The sequence below is a fragment of the Pseudomonas sp. PAMC 25886 genome (assembly GCF_000242655.1).
In the GTDB taxonomy this organism is placed as follows: Bacteria; Pseudomonadota; Gammaproteobacteria; order Pseudomonadales; family Pseudomonadaceae; genus Aquipseudomonas.
On record NZ_AHHC01000063.1, the window covers coordinates 52877 to 74336 of the forward strand.

Annotated in this window: 19 protein-coding genes; 12 read left to right on the plus strand and 7 right to left on the minus strand. The window is 61.6% G+C overall.

Annotated elements, in window-relative coordinates:
* Positions 1–34: 34 nt before the first annotated feature.
* Both MUM_RS0121325 and MUM_RS0121330 read left to right on the plus strand, forming a co-directional pair.
* Entirely contained in the window at positions 35–2521 is a 2487-nt protein-coding gene (locus tag MUM_RS0121325; RefSeq protein ID WP_010173882.1) for a circularly permuted type 2 ATP-grasp protein, read from the plus strand.
* Complete coding sequence (locus MUM_RS0121330; protein WP_010173884.1) at positions 2521–3411, plus strand: transglutaminase family protein; 891 nt, start codon at positions 2521–2523, stop codon at positions 3409–3411. The genes MUM_RS0121325 and MUM_RS0121330 overlap by 1 nt, the downstream gene beginning before the upstream one ends.
* A gap of 109 nt (positions 3412–3520) precedes the next feature.
* Here the strand turns inward: MUM_RS0121330 and MUM_RS0121335 are convergent, their stop codons facing one another.
* Together MUM_RS0121335 and MUM_RS0121340 are read right to left on the minus strand one after the other, a co-directional pair.
* Positions 3521–3709 (minus strand): hypothetical protein, encoded by a 189-nt coding sequence (locus MUM_RS0121335; RefSeq protein ID WP_010173886.1) that lies wholly within the window; start codon positions 3707–3709, stop codon positions 3521–3523.
* Positions 3710–3777: 68 nt separating this feature from the next.
* On the minus strand, positions 3778–4365 hold the full coding sequence (locus MUM_RS0121340) for a TIGR00730 family Rossman fold protein (protein ID WP_010173888.1): 588 nt from the start codon (positions 4363–4365) through the stop codon (positions 3778–3780).
* A gap of 337 nt (positions 4366–4702) precedes the next feature.
* On the opposite strand from MUM_RS0121340, the gene azu reads away from it, so the two are divergent.
* The gene (azu, locus tag MUM_RS0121350; protein WP_010173890.1) at positions 4703–5149 is read left to right on the plus strand and encodes an azurin; all 447 of its coding nucleotides are present in this window, start codon (positions 4703–4705) and stop codon (positions 5147–5149) included.
* A gap of 80 nt (positions 5150–5229) precedes the next feature.
* On the opposite strand, the gene nadE is transcribed toward azu, so the two are convergent.
* The 3 genes from nadE to MUM_RS0121365 all read right to left on the minus strand — a co-directional run bounded on the left by nadE (position 5230) and on the right by MUM_RS0121365 (position 8385).
* Entirely contained in the window at positions 5230–6057 is an 828-nt protein-coding gene (gene nadE / locus MUM_RS0121355; protein ID WP_010173893.1) for an ammonia-dependent NAD(+) synthetase, read from the minus strand.
* Between the two features lie 3 nt (positions 6058–6060).
* A complete protein-coding gene (gene pncB, locus MUM_RS0121360) occupies positions 6061–7275 on the minus strand; it encodes a nicotinate phosphoribosyltransferase (protein ID WP_010173896.1) in 1215 nt (404 codons plus the stop codon).
* A gap of 213 nt (positions 7276–7488) precedes the next feature.
* Complete coding sequence (locus MUM_RS0121365; RefSeq protein ID WP_010173898.1) at positions 7489–8385, minus strand: LysR family transcriptional regulator; 897 nt, start codon at positions 8383–8385, stop codon at positions 7489–7491.
* Between the two features lie 154 nt (positions 8386–8539).
* Here MUM_RS0121365 and amaB point away from each other — a divergent pair, with 154 nt between their 5' ends.
* The 9 genes from amaB to MUM_RS0121410 all read left to right on the plus strand — a co-directional run bounded on the left by amaB (position 8540) and on the right by MUM_RS0121410 (position 19599).
* Entirely contained in the window at positions 8540–10030 is a 1491-nt protein-coding gene (gene amaB / locus MUM_RS0121370) for an L-piperidine-6-carboxylate dehydrogenase (protein ID WP_010173900.1), read from the plus strand.
* Between the two features lie 108 nt (positions 10031–10138).
* Positions 10139–11422 carry an L-pipecolate oxidase gene (gene amaA, locus MUM_RS0121375; protein WP_010173902.1) on the plus strand — a complete coding sequence of 428 codons (1284 nt, stop codon included), beginning with the start codon at positions 10139–10141 and terminating at the stop codon, positions 11420–11422.
* Between the two features lie 376 nt (positions 11423–11798).
* A complete protein-coding gene (locus MUM_RS0121380; protein WP_010173904.1) occupies positions 11799–12935 on the plus strand; it encodes a branched-chain amino acid ABC transporter substrate-binding protein in 1137 nt (378 codons plus the stop codon).
* Positions 12936–13188: 253 nt separating this feature from the next.
* Positions 13189–14103 (plus strand): ABC transporter permease subunit, encoded by a 915-nt coding sequence (locus tag MUM_RS0121385; RefSeq protein WP_003217447.1) that lies wholly within the window; start codon positions 13189–13191, stop codon positions 14101–14103.
* 2 nt (positions 14104–14105) lie between these two features.
* On the plus strand, positions 14106–15383 hold the full coding sequence (livM, locus tag MUM_RS0121390; RefSeq protein WP_010173907.1) for a high-affinity branched-chain amino acid ABC transporter permease LivM: 1278 nt from the start codon (positions 14106–14108) through the stop codon (positions 15381–15383).
* Positions 15380–16255 (plus strand): ABC transporter ATP-binding protein, encoded by an 876-nt coding sequence (locus MUM_RS0121395; protein WP_010173909.1) that lies wholly within the window; start codon positions 15380–15382, stop codon positions 16253–16255. The genes livM and MUM_RS0121395 overlap by 4 nt, the downstream gene beginning before the upstream one ends.
* Positions 16252–16968, plus strand: a complete 717-nt coding sequence (locus tag MUM_RS0121400; protein WP_010173912.1) for an ABC transporter ATP-binding protein — start codon at positions 16252–16254, stop codon at positions 16966–16968. Before MUM_RS0121395 ends, MUM_RS0121400 begins: the two co-directional genes overlap by 4 nt.
* Before the next feature lie 733 nt (positions 16969–17701).
* Positions 17702–18469, plus strand: a complete 768-nt coding sequence (locus tag MUM_RS0121405) for an SDR family oxidoreductase (protein ID WP_010173913.1) — start codon at positions 17702–17704, stop codon at positions 18467–18469.
* A 224-nt stretch (positions 18470–18693) separates the two neighbouring features.
* Positions 18694–19599 carry a cation diffusion facilitator family transporter gene (locus MUM_RS0121410; RefSeq protein WP_010173916.1) on the plus strand — a complete coding sequence of 302 codons (906 nt, stop codon included), beginning with the start codon at positions 18694–18696 and terminating at the stop codon, positions 19597–19599.
* Here MUM_RS0121410 and MUM_RS0121415 read toward each other — a convergent pair.
* Together MUM_RS0121415 and MUM_RS0121420 are read right to left on the minus strand one after the other, a co-directional pair.
* Positions 19571–20701 carry an AGE family epimerase/isomerase gene (locus tag MUM_RS0121415; RefSeq protein ID WP_010173918.1) on the minus strand — a complete coding sequence of 377 codons (1131 nt, stop codon included), beginning with the start codon at positions 20699–20701 and terminating at the stop codon, positions 19571–19573. The genes MUM_RS0121410 and MUM_RS0121415 overlap by 29 nt on opposite strands.
* Positions 20702–20869: 168 nt before the next feature.
* A complete protein-coding gene (locus tag MUM_RS0121420) occupies positions 20870–21442 on the minus strand; it encodes a HupE/UreJ family protein (protein WP_010173921.1) in 573 nt (190 codons plus the stop codon).
* Positions 21443–21460: the final 18 nt, after the last annotated feature.

Genomic DNA, 21460 nt, shown 5'->3' on the forward strand with positions numbered 1-21460 from the left:
CATACTGACTTCCCTTGCCTCTGCCGAGCGTTCCATGCCCGACTTGCTCGACCGTTACCCGCTGACCGCGGGCACTTATCACGAACTGCTGGACGACAGCGGCGCGGTTCGCGCACATTGGCAGCGCCTGCTCGATCATCTGCAACGCAGTACCCCGGCGCAACTGGCCCAGCGCCAGGCCTTGCTGACCCGGCAGATCCAGGAAAACGGCGTGACCTATAACGTCTACGCCGACCCCAAGGGCGCCGATCGCCCGTGGGAGCTGGACCTGTTGCCCCACGTGTTGGCCGCCGATGAATGGAAGCAGCTTTCCGCCGGCATCGCCCAGCGTGCGCGCCTGCTGAATGCGGTACTGGCCGACCTCTACGGCCCGCAGCGCTTGATTGCCGAAGGCTTGCTGCCAGCAGAGCTGGTGTTTGGCCATAACAATTTCCTGTGGCCGTGCCAGGGCATCCAGCCGCCCGACGGCGCCTTTTTGCACCTGTACGCGGTGGACCTGGCGCGCACGCCGGATGGCCGCTGGTGGGTGACCGCCGACCGGACCCAGGCTCCGTCCGGTGCCGGTTATGCCCTGGAAAATCGCACCATCGTGTCCCGTGCATTCCCGGACCTGTACCGCGACTTGCAGGTGCAGCACCTCACCGGATTCTTCCGCACCTTGCAGGAAACCCTGGCCCGCCAGGCGCCGAGCGACGACCAGCCGCCGCTGATCGTGCTGCTGACCCCGGGCCGTTTCAACGAAAGCTATTTTGAGCACCTGTACCTCGCCCGCCAGCTCGGCTACCCGCTGGTGGAGGGCGGCGACCTGACCGTGCGCGACGCCACGGTGTACCTCAAAACCCTCAGCGGGCTGCGCCGGGTGCACGCGATCATGCGCCGCCTGGACGATGACTTCTGCGACCCGCTGGAGCTGCGTACCGACTCGGCCCTGGGCGTGCCCGGCCTGCTGGACGCCGTACGCCAGGGCAATGTGCTGGTGGCCAACGCCTTGGGCAGTGGCGTGCTGGAATCCCCGGGTTTGCTGGGCTTTTTGCCGAAGATCAATCAATTCCTGTTTGGCGAAGAACTGATCCTGCCGTCCATCGCCACCTGGTGGTGCGGTGAGGCGCCGGTGCTGGCCGAAGCCCTGGAAAAACTCCCGGAGCTGCTGATCAAGCCGGCCTTTCCGTCGCAAAGCTTCACCCCGGTGTTTGGCCGCGATTTGAACGACGAGCAACGACAGGCCCTGGCCGAGCGCATGCAGGCGAGACCCTACGCCTACGTCGCCCAGGAACTCGCGCAGTTGTCCCAGGCGCCGGTCTGGCACACGGTGGACGATCACCTGCAACACCGTGCCATCGGCATGCGCGTTTACGCTGTGGCCAGCGCCGACGGTTACCGGGTACTGCCCGGCGGCCTGACCCGCGTGGCCGCCGAAGCCGATGCCGAAGTGGTGTCGATGCAGCGCGGCGGTGCGAGCAAGGACACCTGGGTGCTCGGCGAGCGTGCCCACGGCACCGAACAGTGGCGCGCCCAACGGGCAATCGGCGCCCACGACCTGGTGCGGCGTGACCCGTACCTGCCGTCGCGGGTGGTGGAGAACCTGTTCTGGTTTGGCCGTTATTGCGAGCGCTGTGATGACAGTGCGCGCTGGCTGCGGATCGTCCTCGCCCGCTATGTCGATGGAGACGACCCCCTGGCGTTGCAGGCGGCGGTCGAGCTGGGCGAGAACCTGCGACTGTTGCCGGAGGAGGGCGAATTGCCTGAGCGGCTTCAGGCGGCCTTGCTCGGTGATGACTGGCCGTCGAGCCTGCGGGCCAACCTGCAGCGTTTGCAGTGGGCGGCGTCCCAGGTGCGCGGCAAGCTATCCCGTGAAAACTGGCAGGCGCTGGTGGAATTGCAACGCGAAGCCCTGGAGCTGGAAAGCGAAGAGCCGGACTTTGGCGAGCTGCTGGACTTCCTCAACCGCCTGGTGATGTCCCTGGCGGCGCTGTCGGGTTTTGCCCTCGACGACATGACCCGCGACGAAGGCTGGCGCTTCCTGATGATGGGCCGGCGCATTGAGCGCCTGCAGTTTCTCAGCAGCAGCCTGGCGGCCTTCCTGCGGGGCGTGGCGGTGTTCGATCAGGCCGGGCTGGAGTGGTTGCTGGAACTGGGCAACAGCAGCATCACCTATCGCTCGCGCTACCTCGCGGTGCCGCAATTGATCCCGGTGCTGGACCTGTTGCTGCTGGATGAGCAAAACCCCCACGCGGTGCTGTTCCAGCTGAAACTGGTGAGCCGCACCCTGCGTCGCCTGAATGATGATTTTGGCGTGCCCCGGGAAACCGGTCTCGCGCCGTTGGTAGAGCGCCTGGCGCGCTTTGACCTGGGTTGCCTGGAGAACCCGCTGTTCGGCGAGTCCAGCGTGCGTGCCGCGCTGGACGGCCTGGCCGACCTGCTGCAAGCGGTGGCCGATGAAAGCGGGCAAGTCTCCGACCGCCTGGCCTTGCGCCATTTTGCCCATGTGGACGATGTCAGCCAGCAAACGGTGTCTGTGTGATGAGTGCCCGCTACCAGATTTTCCACGATACCCACTACCACTACGACAGCCCGGTGTCCCTGGCCCAGCAACTGGCGCACCTGTGGCCGCGGCCGTGTGCCTGGCAGCGCTGCAGCTCGCAGCAACTGGAGATCAGCCCCGAGCCGACCTCGCGCCGGGACGAGCTTGATGTGTTTGGTAACCCGATCACCCGGCTGGCGTTCGAGCGGCCCCACGACGAGCTGCTGGTGAACGCCGGGCTGACGGTGGAAGTGCTGGCGCGCCCGGTGCTGGATTTCAGCCTGTCGCCGGCCTGGGACCAGACCCGCAACGGCCTGACCTACAGCAGCCAGCCGTTATCCGCCGAGGTGATCGAGGCGTGTCGCTATCGGTTTGAATCGCCCTATGTGCATTTGAAGAAAAGCTTCGTCGAGTTCTCTGAAGACTGTTTCCCGGCCGGTCGTCCATTGCTGTTGGGTGTGCAGGCGCTGATGCAAAAGATCTTCAGCGAGTTCACCTTCGATGCCGAAGCCACCCAGGTTGCCACGCCGCTGGTGGAAGTGCTGGAGCGCCGGCGCGGCGTGTGCCAGGACTTCGCCCATCTGATGCTCGCATGCCTGCGCTCCCGGGGCCTGGCGGCGCGCTATATCAGCGGTTACCTGCTGACCCAGCCACCGCCCGGCCAGCCACGGTTGATCGGCGCGGATGCGTCCCACGCGTGGGTGTCGGTGTTTTGCCCGGTGTCGGGTTGGGTGGATTTTGATCCGACCAACAATGTGCAGCCGGCGCTGGAACACATCACCCTGGCCTGGGGCCGGGATTTTTCCGATGTTTCGCCGTTGCGGGGGGTGATTCTGGGGGGAGGGAGCCATGACCCGGAAGTGCGGGTGACGGTGATGCCGCTGGAATAGCGCAGATCCACTGTAGGAGCCGGCTTGCCGGCGATGGCGACCTTGAGATCTCTGGTGATCATTCGGCCCGATCGCCGGCAAGCCGGCTCCTACATAAATCCAGTGGTTCTCAGGCGTCCGGCGCCTGATCTTTCGGTGCTTCGGTTTCGTCTGTAGCCACTGTACCTTCAGCATCCGGGTTCAGTGCACCGGCTTCTTCGTCGGCTGCCAATTTCTTGCGCTGCAGCTTTTCCTCTTTCTTCTGCTCTTTGGCCAAGTCTCTCTGACGTTTGGCGAAGGAGTAATTAGGTTTTGCCATGGGCGATCCTCTGGGGTCGAAGGTGAGGTTGAGCGGCGCGTATTCTGCCTTTAATCGCGTCCCAAGGGTTAATCGGGTTTTTGATCCACCCATTTGGGCAGGACCAGCGGTTGCCAGGCATCCAATGCGTCAAGCAGCTCAGCCGGCGATTCGCTCATTTGCAGCATGGCACGATGCGGTGCGCGGACGAAACCTTCGCCGACGATATGATCAAGAAAATCGGTCAACTTGCGGTAAAAACCGTTCACTTCGAGCAAACCCAGCGGTTTGCCGTGGTAGCCGAGCTGGCCCCAGGTCCAGACTTCGAACAGTTCTTCCAGGGTGCCCAGGCCGCCCGGCAGCGCAATGAACGCGTCGCTCAGCTCGGCCATGCGCGCCTTGCGAGCGTGCATGCCGTCGACCACTTCCAGGCGGGTCAGGCCTTTGTGACCGATTTCCAGGACTTTCAGGCTTTCGGGAATAATCCCGATCACCTCGCCACCGGCTTCCAGGGCCGCATCCGCGACGATACCCATCAGGCCCACGGCGCCGCCGCCATACACCAGGGTGAGCTTGCGCTCGGCCAGCGCACGCCCGAGGGCAACGGCCGCTTCGCGGTAGGCCGGGTTGGTGCCGCTGCTGGCACCGCAAAATACACAAACAGACTTCAAGGACATACCTGACTCCACTCAGTTGTGGCTAAAGAGTAAAGGCTGGCTTGCGTCTCTCAAAGGATTAAACCTCGCGTTGAGGTGTTTCGTAGGTGCCGCTGGCGCCACAGGCATAGGCTGCAAGCAGGCTGCGGAACAGGCTATTGAGGTGCATGGCTCGGACTCCAGAAGGAAGATGAGCCGATCATAGGCCGGCGGTGCGAGTTTGGCCGGTAGATTGTGTCGATGAGTCTGATAGCCTAAAGTTGTATACAATCTGTTGATACAGATCATATGAAGTCCTGCCTGACTCAGGCACCCTTGTCGCAATATGCGTTTTTTAAACCCTGCCCTGGAGATTCACATGTTTGCCAAACTCGTTGCTGTTTCCCTGCTGACTCTGGCTAGCGGCCAGTTGCTTGCTGCAGAGTGCAAGGTCACTGTCGACTCCACTGACCAGATGTCCTTCAACACCAAGGCCGTCGAAATCGACAAGAGCTGCAAGACGTTCACCGTAGAGTTGACCCACTCCGGCAGCTTGCCGAAAAACGTCATGGGCCATAACTGGGTGCTGAGTTCCACCGCCGACATGCCTGGCATCGCCAGCGACGGCATGGCTGCCGGCATCGACAAGAACTACCTGAAAGACGGCGACGCCCGCATCATCGCCCACACCAAGATCATCGGTGCCGGCGAGAAAGACTCCGTGACCTTCGACGTGTCGAAGCTGGCGGCAGGTACTGACTACTCGTTCTTCTGCTCCTTCCCAGGCCACATCTCGATGATGAAAGGCACTGTGACCCTGAAGTAATCATTCTTCAGGCAAAAAAAAGCGCCCTTCGGGGCGCTTTTTTTTGAGCTGCTTTTGCCACAATGAACTGGCGCGTCGGCTTATGGCGCAAACGGCATCACCCGCTTGTGCTCGGTCTTGCGATAGGTATCGCAGATGATCCGGAACGCTTCCTCGCGCACCGGCTCGCCGTGCAGGAACGCGTCGATCTCGGCGTAGGTCACGCCGTGGGACGCTTCATCCGGCTTGCCCGGGGACAGGTCTTCGAGGTCGGCCGTCGGGATTTTCTCCACCAGCGATTCCGGGGCACCAAAGTGCCGGGCAATCGCGCGCACCTGGTTTTTCACCAGACCGCTCAACGGGGCCAGGTCGCAGGCGCCATCCCCGAATTTGGTGAAAAAGCCCATCACGGCTTCCGCCGCGTGGTCGGTGCCGATCACCAGGCCACCGGCCGCGCCGGCGATGGTGTACTGCGCCACCATGCGCATGCGCGCCTTGGTGTTGCCCAGCACGAAGTCCCGGGAGACCGCTGCCTTGCCTTCAAACGCGGCCACTTCATTGGCCAGGGACTTGACCGCCGGGCCGATGTTCACCGTGTGACGCTCGTCGGGCTCGATAAAGTCCACGGACGCCTGGGCGTCGTGTTCGTCGAACTGGGTTTCGTAGGGCAGGCGCACCGCGATAAAGCGGTAGGCGTCGTCACCCTTGGCGGCCCGCAACTCTTCCATCGCGCGTTGGGCCAGCAGGCCGGCGGTCAGGGAGTCGACGCCGCCGCTGATGCCCAGCACCAACGTCTTGAGGCCTGAATTGAGCAGGCAGTCCTGGATAAAGGTAACGCGCCGGGCGACCTCCGCCTCAAGGGCGGCCTGGTCCTTAAAGGGCGGTTGGACCTTGAGCTGTTCAGCAATCTCGCGCTGTACGGCTTGCATGATTCACTCCTTGCTGGGTAGGGCAGGTACTTTGAAAACGTGGCGCAAATAGGCGACGAAATTCGGATCGGTGCAGTGGGTCTTGCCCGCTTCATCGGAAATCTTCGCGACGGGCTGGCCATTACAGGCGGTCATTTTAAGCACGATGCTCATCGGTTCCACACCTGGAATATCACAGGTCAGGTTGGTGCCGATGCCAAAGCTCACATTGATCCGACCCCGCAGCGCGCGGAAAATCTCCAACGCCTTGGGCAGCGACAGGCTGTCGGAGAACACCAGGGTCTTGCTCATCGGCTCGATGCCCAGCTTGTGGTAGTGGGCGATGGCCTTTTCGGCCCACTGCACCGGGTCGCCGGAGTCGTGGCGCAGGCCGTCGAACAGCTTGGCGAAGTACAGGTCGAAATCGCCGAGGAACGCATCGGTGGTGATGCAATCGGTCAGGGCGATGCCCAGCAGGCCACGGTACTCGCGCACCCAGCAGTCGAGGGCGGCGATCTGGCTGTCGATCAGCCGCGGGCCGAGTTGCTGGTGGGCCATGATCCATTCGTGGGCCATGGTGCCCAGGGGCTTCATGTCCAGCTCGCGGGCCAGGTGCACGTTGCTGGTGCCGACAAACCGCCCGGGGAAGTCGTGCTTGAGCACCGTCACCACTTCCTCCTGCACACGGTAGGAGAAGCGCCGGCGCGTGCCGAAATCCGCCACCTGCAATTCGGACAGTTCTTCGACGCTGGCGTTGGCCGTCAGCCAGTCGAACTTGCGATACAACTGCTCGCGGGCCTGTTCGAGGATGACGGTCTGGTAGCGATAGCGGTTACGCACCTCGCTGACGATCGCCAGCATCGGCACTTCAAACAGGATCACATGCAGCCACGGCCCGCGCAGGCGGATAAACAACTCGCCGTTCTCGATGCCGGTGTGCACGTAGCGCAGGTTGAAGCGGAACAGCCCGAGGAACCGCAGGAAATCCGGCTTCATGAAGCTGATGCGTTCCAGGAAGCCCAGTTGGTCGGGGCTCAGGCTCAGCTCGGCCAGGCGCTCGATCTGGTAGCGGATCTCCGCCAGGTACGGGCGCAGGTCTTCACTGTTACGGCAACGAAACTCCCATTCAACTTCCACGTTCGGGTAGTTGTGCAGCACCGCCTGCATCATGGTCAGCTTGTAGAAGTCGGTGTCGAGCAGGTTCTGCACGATGCGATCGGCAAACACACTCTCGCTCATAACGGGAATCTCCAGACGGGTCGGCGATGGGCGCCGACCTTTACGCACAATTAAGGAATGGCGCTAGTGGCGCATAGACCTGTGCTGTTTTGCCAGCAGTTTTTTCGGTGAGACCACTGACGCCATCGCAGGCAAGCCAGCTCCCACAGGTGAATGCATTCCAAAAGGTGGGAGCTGGCTTGCCTGCGATAGCGGTATTGCAGGCCAAAAAAATCAAACTGACTCGACTTGCTCCATCATCCACTTCACAAAATCCCGCACCTTGGGCACTTCCGCCGAGTGCTCGGGATACGCCAGGTAATACGCATCCTGGCTCGGCATCGCGTGCTGCCAGGGGATCACCAGTTTGCCTTCGGCCAATTCTTCTTCCACCAGGAACCGTGGCAGCAGCGCCACACCACAGCCCACTTGCGCGGCGCGGATGCACATATAAAAGGTCTCGAAGCGCGGCCCGTGGTAGCTGTGCTCGGTGTGATAGCCCTGGGCCGCGAACCAGTCGTGCCAGCCCTGGGGGCGCGAGGCGTTTTGCAGCAGCACCAGTTCACTGAGCTGCGTGGGGTCGGTAAACGGTTGTGCGGGCAGGCTGTCGGGCGAGCACACGGGCACCAGCTCTTCACTGAACAGCTTGAGGCTCTCGGTGCCGGGCCGTGAGCCCTGGCCGAAATAGAAGGCCAGGTCGGCCTTGCCTTGCAGCAGCTCGTCCGGTTCCTGTTCGTTGCACAGGTCCAGGTGAATCTGCGGATGGCGCAGCCGCCAGCCCTTGAGGCGCGGCACCAGCCAGCGAGCGCCGAAGGTGTAGGGCGTGGACACCCGCAGCACTTCAGTCTCGCCGCCGTAGGAACGCAGGTAATGGGTGGACATCTCCACCTGGGTGAGGATCTTGCGCACCTCCACCAGGTACAGATCGCCCGCCGGGGTCATCTGCAAGCGGCGGCGTACCCGGCGAAACAGCAGGTGCTGCAGCAGTTCTTCCAACTGCGCGACCTGTTTGCTGACGGCGCTCTGGGTGAGGTTCAGCTCCTCGGCGGCGCGGGTAAAACTCAGGTGGCGGGTGACCGCTTCGAAACACTGCAAGGCGGTGATCGAGGGCAAATGTCTTTTATTCAGCACGGCACGCCTCTTTTTGTTCTTAGCATGAATAAACGGAATGATATCTCGCCTAATCGTCGTTTGTTGGCAAGTCTTGGGCCAGCTACAAATAAGGTCTGGATCGCCGCGACAGCTGGCGGCGCAAATTTCTGTTTGTAGATTGAAGGAGTGACCCATGGTTGCCGCATTGCTTGATCGTCTCGGGGTAAACCCGGCGCTGTACCAGTCGGGCAAACAGCCCGTGCATTCGCCCATCGATGGCAGCCGGATTGCCAGTGTGCACTGGGAAGGTGCCGCCGAGGTGGAGCAGCAGGTCAGTCGCGCCGAGCATGCATTCGACGCCTGGCGCAAGGTGCCGGCACCCCGCCGTGGTGAGCTGGTGCGCCAGTTCGGCGACGTGTTGCGCGAGTACAAAGCCGACCTCGGTGAGCTGGTGTCGTGGGAAGCCGGCAAGATCACCCAGGAAGGCCTGGGTGAAGTGCAGGAAATGATCGACATCTGCGACTTCGCCGTCGGCCTGTCGCGCCAACTGTATGGCTTGACCATCGCCTCCGAGCGCCCGGGCCACCACATGCGTGAAACCTGGCACCCGCTGGGCGTGGTCGGCGTGATCAGTGCGTTCAACTTCCCGGTGGCGGTGTGGGCGTGGAACACCGCGCTGGCGCTGGTGTGCGGCAACGCGGTGATCTGGAAACCCTCGGAAAAAACCCCGCTCACCGCCCTGGCCTGCCAGGCGTTGTTCGAGCGAGTGCTGAAGAAATTCGACGGCGCCCCCGAGTACCTGAGCCAAGTGATCATCGGTGGTCGTGACGCCGGTGCCGCACTGGTGGATGACCCGCGTGTGGCGCTGATCAGCGCCACTGGCAGCACCCGCATGGGTCGCGAAGTGGCGCCGAAAGTCGCCGCGCGTTTTGCCCGCAGCATTCTCGAACTGGGCGGCAACAACGCCATGATCCTCGGCCCAAGCGCCGACCTGGACATGGCCGTGCGCGCCATCCTGTTCAGCGCCGTCGGCACCGCCGGCCAGCGCTGCACCAGCCTGCGCCGGTTGATCGCCCATGAGTCGGTGAAAGAGGAAATCGTCACCCGCCTCAAGGCCGCGTATGCCAAGGTGCGCATCGGCCATCCACTGGAAGGCAACCTGATCGGCCCGCTGATCGACAAACACAGTTTCGAAAACATGCAGGACGCCCTGGAACAGGCCTTGAGCGAAGGCGGCCGGGTGTTTGGCGGCAAGCGTCAGCTGGAAGACAAATTCCCCAACGCTTACTACGTGTCGCCGGCGATCGTGGAAATGCCGGAGCAGAGTGACGTGGTGTGCACCGAGACTTTCGCGCCGATTCTGTACGTGGTGGGCTACACCGATTTCGCTGAAGCGCTGCGCCTCAACAACGCCGTGCCTCAAGGCCTGTCGTCGTGCATCTTTACCACCGACGTGCGTGAAGCCGAGCAGTTCATGTCGGCCGTGGGCAGCGACTGCGGGATTGCCAACGTCAACATCGGCCCGAGTGGCGCGGAGATTGGTGGCGCGTTTGGCGGTGAGAAAGAGACCGGTGGCGGGCGTGAGTCGGGTTCGGATGCATGGCGCGGCTACATGCGCCGCCAGACCAACACCGTGAACTACTCGCTGGAATTGCCGCTGGCCCAGGGCATCACCTTCGACTGAGTCTCTGCTCGAAGTGAGGTCAAAGTGGGAGTTGGCAAGCCAGCTCCCACAGTTGATCGGGTTCGCACATCAAAATAGTGGTTTGTTAGGTCTCATCGGAGTCTGGCAATGGCATTACGCGAAGCATGTTTGTGGGAACAGCTCACCCCTGGCCGGCCGGATCGGGCTGCGCTCAAGGGCGAGGTCAACGTGGATGTCTGCGTGATCGGTGCCGGTATCACCGGTTTGTCGGCAGCCATTCACTTGCTGGAACAAGGTAAAAGCGTCGCCGTCCTCGAAGCCCATCGCACCGGCCACGGTGGTTCGGGGCGCAACGTAGGCCTGGTGAATGCCGGGATGTGGATTCCGCCGGACGAGATCGAAGCCGGTTTTGGCACGGCGGTGGGCAGCCAGCTCAACCGCATGCTCGGCGCGGCACCGTCCCTGGTGTTCAGCCTGATCGACAAATACAACATCGACTGCCAACTGCGCCGCGAGGGCACCTTGCACATGGCGCACAACGCCCGTGGCGAGGCGGATTTACGCAGTCGTGAAGAACAGTGGAAGCGTCGCGGCGCCCCGGTGGAGCTGTTGACCGGTGCGGCATGCGAGCAAGCCACCGGTACCAAAAAGATCGCCGCCGCCTTGCTGGACCGGCGTGCCGGCACCTTGAACCCGATGGCCTACACCAGCGGTTTGGCCAATGCCGCCGTCGGGCTGGGCGGGCAGTTGTTCGACCACTCCCCGGTCACTCAACTGGAACGCCAGGGCCAGCACTGGTCTGTGCAAACTGCCCAGGGCTCGGTGCAGGCCGAGCAAGTGGTGATCGCCTCCAACGCCTACACCGAAGGCGAATGGACCGAGCTGCGCCGCAATTTTTTCCCCGGTTATTACTACCAGGTGGCGTCGGCCCCGCTGACCGACGACGCCGCGCAACAAATCCTCCCAGGCGGGCAGGGCTCCTGGGACACCCGCCAGGTACTCAGCAGCATTCGCCGCGACGCCGAAGGCCGCCTGTTGCTCGGCAGCCTGGGCAATGGCAACCAGAAACCCGCGTGGTTCCTCAAGGCCTGGGCCGATCGGGTGCAACAGCACTACTTCCCGTACCTCAAACCGGTGCAGTGGGAATGCACCTGGACCGGCTGTATCGCTTTCACCCCGGACCACTTGATGCGTTTGTTCGAGCCGGCGCCCGGGCTGGTGGCGGTCACCGGTTACAACGGGCGTGGGGTGACCACCGGCAGTGTGGTGGGCAAGGCGTTTGCCGATTACCTGTGTCACCAGGATCCACAGGCGCTGCCGATCCCGTTCGCACCGATGCAGCCCCTGGCCGGCGTGGGCCTGCGCAGCTGTTTGTATGAGGCGGGCTTCTCGCTGTATCACGCGGGCCAATGCCTGAGGATCGTGATCTGATCAACGAAATACCGCTCAGAAGCCTGCATTTTCTTAGCCGGCTACTAATCTGTATTGGTGCGAGTCGTAGCAGTAACGCACTGTAAATGTGCACTTCCGTTACGCACGCTGTTACAGGTTCAAGGGTGGCCCTTTAATGGCCGGGTTGCAGTGTTGGATCCATCAGGTTGCACTTTATGGATCCAATGGTTGCACCCGATTGAGATAGACGGTTGCACGTCCAATCAAAAGGCGCCCAAAAACCTGCAATAACAATGACACCGTGTCTTTTTGAATAATAAAAACGTAATGGCACGCCGCTTGCTCTGGGCTTTCCTCGAAAGTTTTTGAAGTGAAGCTGCAGTGCCAATTCAACAAAAACCTCGGAGCACCACTCATGTCCCAGACGTTTTACAAGAAAGGTTTTCTAGCCCTCGCAGTTGCTGCTGCGCTGGGTGTTTCTGCGTTTGCTCAAGCTGATGTGAAGATTGGCGTAGCGGGGCCGATGACCGGCGCCAACGCGGCATTTGGTGAGCAGTACATGAAAGGTGCCCAGGCGGCAGCCGATGTCATCAACAAGGCCGGCGGCATCAACGGCGAGCAGATCAAACTGGTGGCCGGCGACGACGCCTGCGAACCCAAGCAAGCGGTGGCCGTGGCCAACCGTCTGGCAGACCAGGACAAAGTGATCGGCGTGGTCGGGCACTTCTGCTCGTCCAACACTATCCCGGCGTCCGAGGTGTACGACGAAGCGGGCATCATCATGATCACCCCGGGCTCCACCAACCCGCAGGTCACCGAGCGCGGCCTGTCGGCGGTGTTCCGTATGTGTGGTCGTGACGACCAGCAAGGCATCGTGGCCGGCGACTACATCGTCGACGTGCTCAAGGGCAAGAAAGTTGCCGTTATCAACGACAAGGACACCTACGGCAAAGGCCTGGCGGACGCCACTGCACAGCAGTTGACCAAGCGCGGCGTGAAGCCGGTGCTGGAAGAAGGCCTGACCCGTGGCGAGAAAGATTTCAGCGCCCTGGTCACCAAGATCCGCTCCACCGGTGCTGACGTCGTGTACTTCGGGGGCCTGCACCCGGAAGCCGGTCCACTGGTTCGCCAGATTCGTGAAGCCGGCCTGAAAGACGTGAAGTTCATGTCCGATGACGGTGTGGTCACCGATGAACTGGTGGCGACCGCCGGTGGTGCGCAGTACGTAGATGGCGTGTACATGACCTTCGGCGCCGACCCGCGCCTGCTGCCAGACAGCAAGACGGTCGTGGAACAGTTCCGCAAGGCCGGTACCGAGCCTGAAGGCTACACCCTGTACGCCTACGCTTCGATCCAGGCCCTGGCCGCCGGCTTCAATGGCGCCAAGTCCAACAAAGGCGAAGACGCGGCCAAGTGGCTCAAAGCCCACCCGGTCAAAACCGTCATGGGCGAGAAGAATTGGGACGCCAAGGGCGACCTGAAAGTCTCCGACTATGTGGTTTACCAGTGGGACAAGGACGGCAAGTATCACCAGCTGGAAAAGCAGAAGTAATAGTTAGCGCGATTGGTTAGACGCCACTTGACCCTGTAGGAGCCGGGCTTTTGTGGGAGCTGGCTTGCCTGCGATAGCGTCACCTCGGTTTGACTGACATTGCGAGGTGTCTGCATCGCGGGCAAGCCCGGCTCCCACACAAGCCAGCTCCCGCACGGGAACTTGGTTGCCAGCCCCTTTTGTGTCTGTCTTTTCCTCCTAGAAGAACCGCACACCCACAGGTGTGCAGGCTCTCACTGCGTGAGATTGCGTTATGGATGGTATATTCCTGCAGCAACTGGTCAATGGGCTGACCCTCGGGTCGGTCTATGGCTTGATCGCCATCGGCTACACAATGGTCTATGGCATCATTGGCATGATCAACTTCGCCCATGGCGAGGTTTATATGATTTCCGCTTACCTCGCGGCGATCAGTCTGGCACTGCTGGCTTACTTCGGCATCGAATCCTTCCCGCTGCTCATTCTTGGCACCCTGATCTTCACCGTCGTCGTCACTGGCGTTTACGGTTGGGTCATTGAGCGTGTCGCGTACAAACCGCTGCGCAACTCCACCCGACTGGCACCGCTGATCAGCGCCATCGGTATCTCGCTGATCCTGCAGAACTACGCGCAGATCGCCCAGGGCGCCAAGCAACAAGGCATCCCGACGCTGCTGGCCGGCGCCTGGAGAGTCGACATCGGCACCGGGTTCGTGCAGTTGACCTACACCAAGGTGTTCATCCTGGTGGCCGCGTTCGTCGGCATGGGCCTGCTGACCTACATCATCAAATACACCAAGCTCGGCCGCATGTGTCGCGCTACCCAGCAAGACCGCAAGATGGCGTCGATCCTCGGCATCAACACCGACCGGGTCATCTCCTACGTATTCGTGATTGGTGCCGCCATGGCCGCGTTGGCCGGTGTGCTGATCACCCTGAACTACGGCACGTTCGACTTCTATGCCGGCTTCATCATCGGCATCAAGGCATTTACCGCAGCGGTACTCGGCGGCATCGGTTCCCTGCCTGGGGCCATGCTCGGCGGGATCATCCTGGGTATTTCCGAGTCGCTGTTCTCGGGGTTGATCAACTCTGACTACAAAGACGTGTTCAGTTTCTCCCTGCTGGTGGTGATCCTGATTTTCCGTCCCCAGGGCCTGCTCGGTCGCCCACTCGTGGCGAAGGTATAACTATGTCTGCTGCCTACTCTATCGATATCAAGAAAAGTGTCGTCGATGCGGTACTCGCCGGGCTGATTTCGCTGATCGTGTTCGGTCCGATCGTCGGCGTGGTCCTCGACGGCTACAGCTTCAACCTGGAACCGGCGCGTGTCGGCATCCTGGTGGCCATTGTGATGGTCGGCCGATTCGCCATGAGCCTGTTCCTGCAAACCCCCAAGGGCCTGCGGATTCTGCAGGGGTTTGAGAGCACCGGTTCCGGTGTGCACGTGCTCAAGCCGGACTACAAATCGCGCCTGCGCTGGATCATCCCGGCGTTGATCGTGATTGCCATCGTCTTCCCGTTCTTCGCCAACAAATACCTGCTGACCGTGGTGATCCTCGGGCTGATCTACGTGTTGCTGGGCCTGGGCCTGAACATCGTGGTGGGCCTGGCCGGGCTGCTCGACCTGGGCTACGTGGCGTTCTATGCCATTGGTGCCTATGGGCTGGCGCTGGGTTATCAATACCTCGGTCTGGGCTTCTGGTCGGTGCTGCCGTTGGCGGCCATCTGTGCCGCGTTGGCGGGGTGCATACTCGGGTTCCCGGTGCTGCGAATGCACGGCGATTACCTGGCGATCGTGACCCTGGGCTTCGGTGAAATCATCCGCCTGGTGCTGAACAACTGGCTGTCGTTTACCGGTGGCCCGAACGGCATGCCGGTGCCGTCGCCGACGTTTTTCGGCCTGGAGTTTGTGCGCAAGGCGAAGGATGGCGGGGTGCCGTTCCACGAGTTCTTCGGCATCGACTACAACGCCAACTTCAAATTCCTGTTCATCTACATCGTGCTGTTCCTGGTGGTGCTGCTGGTGCTGTACATCAAGCACCGCCTGACTCGCATGCCGGTGGGCCGCGCCTGGGAAGCCTTGCGCGAAGATGAAATCGCTTGCCGTTCCATGGGCCTCAATCACGTGCTGGTGAAGCTCTCGGCATTCACCATTGGCGCTTCCACTGCCGGTTTGGCCGGGGTGTTTTTCGCCAGCTACCAGGGCTTCGTCAACCCGTCGTCGTTCACTTTCTTCGAGTCGGCGCTGATCCTCGCCATCGTGGTGTTGGGCGGCATGGGCTCCACCGTCGGCGTGGTGATTGCCGCGTTCGTGTTGACCGTGGCGCCCGAGTTGCTGCGCAGCTTCTCTGAATACCGTGTGCTGCTGTTCGGCGTGTTGATGGTGGTGATGATGATCTGGCGACCACGAGGCCTGATTCGCATCAGCCGTACCGGTGTCGTCCCACGTAAAGGAGTGGCGCCATGAGCAAGGAAGTCGTCCTTTCCGTTGAGCACCTGATGATGCACTTCGGTGGCATCAAGGCCTTGAGCGATGTGAGCCTCAAGGTCGAACGCAACTCGATCTTCGCCCTGATCGGCCCCAACGGTGCCGGCAAGACCACGGTGTTCAACTGCCTGACCGGTTTTTACAAAGCCTCCGGCGGCAAGATCGAACTCAATGTGCGCGGCAAGCAGACCAACGTGATCCAGTTACTCGGCGAGCGCTTCAAGGCCACCGATTTTGTCTCACCGAAAAGCTTCTTCAGCCGGGTGTTCTACAAGATGTTCGGCGGCACTCACCTGGTGAACCGTGCAGGCCTGGCGCGTACCTTCCAGAACATTCGCCTGTTCAAGGAAATGTCGGTGGTGGAGAACCTGCTGGTGGCCCAGCACATGTGGGTCAACCGCAACATGCTCGCGGGTATCCTCAACACCAAGGGCTACCGCAAGGCTGAAAGCGACGCCCTCGACCATGCGTTCTACTGGCTGGAAGTGGTGGACCTGGTGGACTGTGCCAACCGCCTGGCCGGCGAGCTGTCCTACGGCCAACAACGCCGCCTGGAAATCGCCCGCGCCATGTGCACCCGGCCGCAGATCATATGCCTCGACGAACCGGCTGCCGGCCTCAACCCCCAGGAAACCGAAGCCCTCAGCGCGATGATTCGCCTGCTGCGGGACGAACACGACCTGACGGTGGTGCTGATCGAACACGACATGGGCATGGTGATGAGTATTTCCGACCACATCGTGGTGCTGGACCACGGCAATGTCATTGCGGAAGGCGGCCCGGAAGCGATCCGTAACGACCCTAAAGTGATCGCGGCTTACCTGGGCGCTGATGAAGAGGAGCTGGTATGAGTGAACCAATCCTCGAACTGAAAGACCTGGACGTGTTCTACGGCCCGATCCAGGCCTTGAAGAAAGTCTCGCTGCACATCAACGAAGGCGAAACCGTCAGCCTGATCGGCTCCAACGGCGCGGGTAAATCCACGCTGCTGATGTCGATCTTCGGCCAGCCACGGGCCGAGTCGGGGCAGATCATCTACCGCGGCGTGGACATTACCCACAAGTCGTCCCACTACATCGCCTCCAACGGTATTGCGCAGTCGCCGGAAGGCCGGCGGGTGTTCCCCGACATGACCGTCGAGGAAAACCTGTTGATGGGCACCATCCCGATTGGCGACAAGTTCGCCACCGAGGACATGCAGCGCATGTTCGAGCTGTTCCCGCGGCTCAAGGAGCGGCGTAACCAGCGGGCGATGACCATGTCCGGTGGCGAACAGCAAATGCTCGCCATCGCCCGTGCACTGATGAGCCGGCCCAAGCTGTTGCTGCTGGACGAGCCGAGCCTGGGGCTGGCGCCGATTGTGGTGAAGCAGATCTTCGCCACGCTGCGGGAGCTGGCGTCCACCGGCATGACCATCTTCCTGGTGGAGCAGAACGCCAACCATGCGTTGCGCTTGTCGGACCGGGCATACGTGATGGTCAACGGCGAGATTCGCCTCACAGGCACCGGCAAGGAGCTGCTGGTGAATGAGGAGGTGCGTAACGCTTATCTGGGCGGGCATTGATTGCTGATCCAGCGGTAATACCTGTGTGGGAGCTTCGGCTCCCACACTTGTTTTTGGCTATCCACAGTGCTTTTCCGAAATTGTGGACAACAAATCCAGGCACCTGCCAAAGCGCGACATATAGCCGCCGCAAATCCCTGTTTTGTCACAGTTTTGACTTGTCCCCAACCACTGTGGAACCGGCTGTGGGTAACGTGGGAGTAGCTGGCTGGAGGCCTTTGTTTTCGTGGTTTGCAGCGTGGTGGTTGTTTTTTGATCAGCGGTTTTTTCGCGACTACCCGAATGGTTTGTCAACCTGTTTAAAGACACAGGTATATGACCGGAATATGTCATTCCATCCTGTGGATAAGTCTGTGACTAAACTCTGGAAAGACTGCCGCAGGGGCCGGAATGACTGGCCTGGAGCCATCGTCCTGGTTGCACCGTTTTGAACCGGGCTACATAGGGCTTGGCTCAGGTCAAGCAAAAAACTTTTTGAATCGCGCTGAAAGCCTTGTATACCGCGGCTTTCAGCTTTTGCACTTGCCCCCAAAGACTGTGGACGGGGCTGTGGATAACGTGCGCGCACATGGCTGCACGCCACGGCCCGTATGGGTTTCAAGTGATTGGTTGAATTTCGTACAACATGAGAGGCGTTCACCTCTCCCCACAGCGTGTATCAGTTGCCGCCAGCCCGGCAGCCGGGCATTCTGCTGGCTGATTTTTTACCTCGTAGCCCTGCAAGGAGAACACCATGTCCAATACGCTGTTTATTACTGGCGCGACCTCAGGTTTTGGCGAAGCCTGTGCCCGGCGTTTTGCCGAAGCCGGCTGGAAACTGGTGCTCACCGGCCGCCGCGCAGAGCGTCTGAACGCCCTGTGTGCCGAGCTTTCCAAGCAGACCGAAGTGCACGGCCTGGTGGTGGACGTACGTGACCGCAAGGCCATGGAAGAGGCGATCGCCAACCTGCCGCCGTCCTTCGCCACGCTGCGCGGGCTGATCAACAACGCCGGCCTGGCAGTGGGCACTGACCCTGCGCCCAAGTGCAGCCTCGACGATTGGGAAACCATGGTCGACACCAACATCAAGGGCCTGCTGACCACCACCAGCCTGCTGTTGCCGCGCCTGATCGCCCATGGCCGTGGCGCCGGCATCATCAACCTCGGTTCTATCGCCGGCAGCTACCCGTACCCGGGCAGCCATGTGTATGGCGGCACCAAGGCCTTCGTCAAACAGTTCTCGCTGAACCTGCGGTGCGACCTGCAAGGCACCGGCGTGCGTGTGACCAACATCGAGCCGGGCCTGTGCGAAAGCGAGTTCTCCCTGGTGCGCTTTGCCGGTGACCAGGCGCGTTATGACGCGACTTATGCCGGTGCCGAGCCGATCCAGCCGCAGGACATTGCGGACACGATCTTCTGGGTGCTGAACACCCCGGCGCACGTGAACATCAACCGCCTGGAGCTGATGCCGGTGAGCCAGACCTGGGCCGGGTTTGCGATTGAGCGTGGCGCCAAGGGCTAAGTACGGCGAGCTTTTGTGGCGAGGGAGCTTGCTCCCGCCGGGCTGTGAAGCGGCCCCAAAAAAGCCAGGGCCGCTCCGCGCCCCAGCGGGAGCAAGCTCCCTCGCCACAGGGTTTTTGTCAGCCTGGAAAATACGGCAAATCGGCCAAAACAGGACATAAGGTACACTCCACCCCTGAAAACCCCGCCGCGTTGTGCGGTTTTAAGGTTTTGACAGGAGGATATGTGAGTAACCGAGGTGAGCAGTCGCTGCTCAAACAATCGACGATTCTGATGTTCGCGGTCGCGATCGCCGGGATTGTCACGGGTGTGGTGTCGGGCGCCCAATCGATTTTATTCGACGGCTTTTTCTCGCTGATCGCCACCGCCATCAAGGTGTTGATGCTGATCACGGCCAAGCTGATCGCCAAGAAAAGCAACGAACGCTTCCAGTTCGGCTACTGGCACCTGGAACCCATGGTGCTGCTGATCGAAGGCAGCTTTTTGCTGTTGATCGCCATCTACGCGTTTCTCAACGGTGTGTTCGGCATTATCAATGGCGGTCGCGATATCGAGCTGGGCCTGGTGATCATCTACGCGGCGGTGTTTACCGTCGTCGAGTTCGCCTATTTCTTCTATGTGCGCTATCGCAACCGCACGCTCAAATCGTCGCTGATCCAGTTCGACAACATCAGTTGGCTGGTGGACGCGATGCTGTCGGTGGGGCTGCTGGTGAGCTTCCTGGCGGCGCTGTTGCTCAAGTCCCAGGGCTACGGGCAGTGGGCGGTGTATGTCGACCCGTTGATCCTGATCCTGCTGGCGTTGAGCATGCTGGCACCGGCCTTCAAGATCCTGCGCCCGGCGCTACGGGACGTGCTGGGGATTGTGCCGGACCAACTGGACGGCACAGTGCGCGAAGTGATGGACGCGGCCCAGGCCAAACATGGTTTCGACGACTATGTGTCCTACGTGCAGAAGCACGGGCGGGCGCGGTTTATCGAGATTCATGTGGTGTTGCCGGCGGATTACCCGGTGGATAACGTCGCCACCCTGGACGGGCTGCGCGAAGAGATATCCACAGGGCTTGGCAAGCCTGACGCGGCGCGCTGGCTGACGATCAGCTTTACCGGGGACCGCAAATGGATTGCGTAAGGCCCAGGTAGCACGTGGCCAAGTGGTAGGGCGTGGTTGACGGCATGTCCCGTCGGCTGACTTGCCCTTTGGCATCCAGGCATTCATTCCAGCCTTTGTCGTGCAGGAAGCGCTGTTGCAGCGCCAGCAATTGGCGTTGCAGCACGACTTCACTGTTGGGCCGCAAGGTCAGCGCCCGCAGGTATTCGGCCTGGGCCCAGATACGCTGGGTGCCGTCGCGTACGCTGCCGTCCAGGGCCAGCATGCCGCTGACCGCGCCCGTCGCGTTATCCACACCCTTCTGCTCGGCATAGGTGAACGCTTTGTTCAGAGAGGCGTGCAGCGGCGTGCCGCGCAGCAAGTCTGAAGACTCCAGCAGGAAGAACCATTCGAACTGGTGCCCCGGCTCAAACCAGTTATCCACAGCGCCCAGGGGTTTTTCCATCATCACGCCGTGCTGGCGGTCGATGAAGCGCTTCTGCATGGCGTTGGCCAGGTCCAGCAATGCGTCTTGCGTCACGGCGTCTTCACGCACGGCCAGGGTGGCGAGGAAACCTTCGGCGAGGTGCATCAGCGGGTTTTGCAGCGGGCCGGACTTGAGGGATGACCAGTTACGCTCCAGCACCGCTTCGTACAGGCCGTCGCCGGTGGCGAAGCGTTCGGCGACCACTTCCAGGGCCGCATCGAGTACCGACTCCACCAAGGACTCGCGCACCTTGGCCCAATAGTGGGCACAGGCGAAGATGATGAAGGCGTGGGTGTAGAGGTCTTTGCGTTTATCCAGCGGCTTGCCGTGGGCGTCGATGCTGTAGAACCAGCCGCCGTGTTCGGCGTCGTGGAAGTGCCGTTGCAGGGACCGGAACAGCGCGGCGGCGCGCTCCTCGGCAAAGGCTGCACCGGGCTCGCCGATCAGGCTGGCGAACAGGTACAACTGCCGGGCGCAGGCCATGGCGCGATAGCGTTGCGGCGGCAAAGGCCGGTGGTCGGCGTCCAGGGCTTCATACGGCAGCGCCAGGTCGGCATTCCAGCCCGGGCCTTGCCAGAGCGGCACGATCAGGTCGTGGAAGTGCGTCAACACAGCGGTCAATTGAGGCTTGAGGGCGGAGCTTGGAGCGATGGGCATCGGCTGGCGTCGTCACGGCAGGGGTGTTTGCGCGACATGGTATCAGGCTTGAGGGAGGTGGTGGCTGTGAGTCCGTCATCGCGGGCAAGCCCGGCTCCCACAGTTGAATGAGTACTCCTGTGGGAGCCGGGCTTGCCCGCGATGAGGCCATTGGAAACGCCGTAAATCTCAGGCAGCGAGCAACCAAACCCCAGTCGCCGCCGAAGCCGCCCCGGCCACCCGCACCAGCGGCGCTGCGGCCGCCGGCAGGAAGCGCACCACGGCATATCCCGCCGCATGCAGAACCGCCGTCGCACCGACGAACCCGACCGCATATGCCCAAGGGCTGGACATGTCCGGCAGCTCCAAACCGTGAGCGACGCCATGGAACAGCGCAAACAGCGCCGTCGCTGCAACCGCCACAAACAACGGCGGACGCACTGCCAGCGCCACCGCCAGACCCAGCGCCAGCACCGATGCGGCAATCCCGCTTTCCAGCGCCGGCAATGCCAGGCCTTCAAAACCCAGCATTCCGCCGATCAACATGGTGCCGACGAAGGTGCACGGCAGCGCCCAGCGCGCCGCGCCTTTTTGCTGGGCGGCCCACAGGCCCACGGCGACCATCGCCAGCAAGTGGTCAATGCCGCCCAGCGGGTGGCTGATACCGGCCACCAGGCCGTTGTCGCCATGGCCGGGGTGGGCGAAGGCGAGGGCGGGGGTGAGCAGCAACGCTGCGGCGGCGAGAAGTGTATTGAGGCGCATGGACAAGCTCCTTGTTGG

Coding starts and splice junctions, on each gene's coding strand:
- MUM_RS0121405 (WP_010173913.1), top strand. CDS start 17,702: ATGTCCAATACGCTGTTTATTACTGGCGCGACCTCAGGTTTTGGCGAA.
- MUM_RS0121420 (WP_010173921.1), bottom strand. CDS start 21,442: ATGCGCCTCAATACACTTCTCGCCGCCGCAGCGTTGCTGCTCACCCCC.
- MUM_RS0121395 (WP_010173909.1), top strand. CDS start 15,380: ATGAGCAAGGAAGTCGTCCTTTCCGTTGAGCACCTGATGATGCACTTC.
- nadE (WP_010173893.1), bottom strand. CDS start 6,057: ATGCAAGCCGTACAGCGCGAGATTGCTGAACAGCTCAAGGTCCAACCG.
- amaA (WP_010173902.1), top strand. CDS start 10,139: ATGGCATTACGCGAAGCATGTTTGTGGGAACAGCTCACCCCTGGCCGG.
- MUM_RS0121330 (WP_010173884.1), top strand. CDS start 2,521: ATGAGTGCCCGCTACCAGATTTTCCACGATACCCACTACCACTACGAC.
- pncB (WP_010173896.1), bottom strand. CDS start 7,275: ATGAGCGAGAGTGTGTTTGCCGATCGCATCGTGCAGAACCTGCTCGAC.
- MUM_RS0121415 (WP_010173918.1), bottom strand. CDS start 20,701: ATGCCCATCGCTCCAAGCTCCGCCCTCAAGCCTCAATTGACCGCTGTG.
- MUM_RS0121400 (WP_010173912.1), top strand. CDS start 16,252: ATGAGTGAACCAATCCTCGAACTGAAAGACCTGGACGTGTTCTACGGC.
- livM (WP_010173907.1), top strand. CDS start 14,106: ATGTCTGCTGCCTACTCTATCGATATCAAGAAAAGTGTCGTCGATGCG.
- MUM_RS0121325 (WP_010173882.1), top strand. CDS start 35: ATGCCCGACTTGCTCGACCGTTACCCGCTGACCGCGGGCACTTATCAC.
- MUM_RS0121340 (WP_010173888.1), bottom strand. CDS start 4,365: ATGTCCTTGAAGTCTGTTTGTGTATTTTGCGGTGCCAGCAGCGGCACC.
- azu (WP_010173890.1), top strand. CDS start 4,703: ATGTTTGCCAAACTCGTTGCTGTTTCCCTGCTGACTCTGGCTAGCGGC.
- MUM_RS0121335 (WP_010173886.1), bottom strand. CDS start 3,709: ATGGCAAAACCTAATTACTCCTTCGCCAAACGTCAGAGAGACTTGGCC.
- MUM_RS0121385 (WP_003217447.1), top strand. CDS start 13,189: ATGGATGGTATATTCCTGCAGCAACTGGTCAATGGGCTGACCCTCGGG.
- amaB (WP_010173900.1), top strand. CDS start 8,540: ATGGTTGCCGCATTGCTTGATCGTCTCGGGGTAAACCCGGCGCTGTAC.
- MUM_RS0121380 (WP_010173904.1), top strand. CDS start 11,799: ATGTCCCAGACGTTTTACAAGAAAGGTTTTCTAGCCCTCGCAGTTGCT.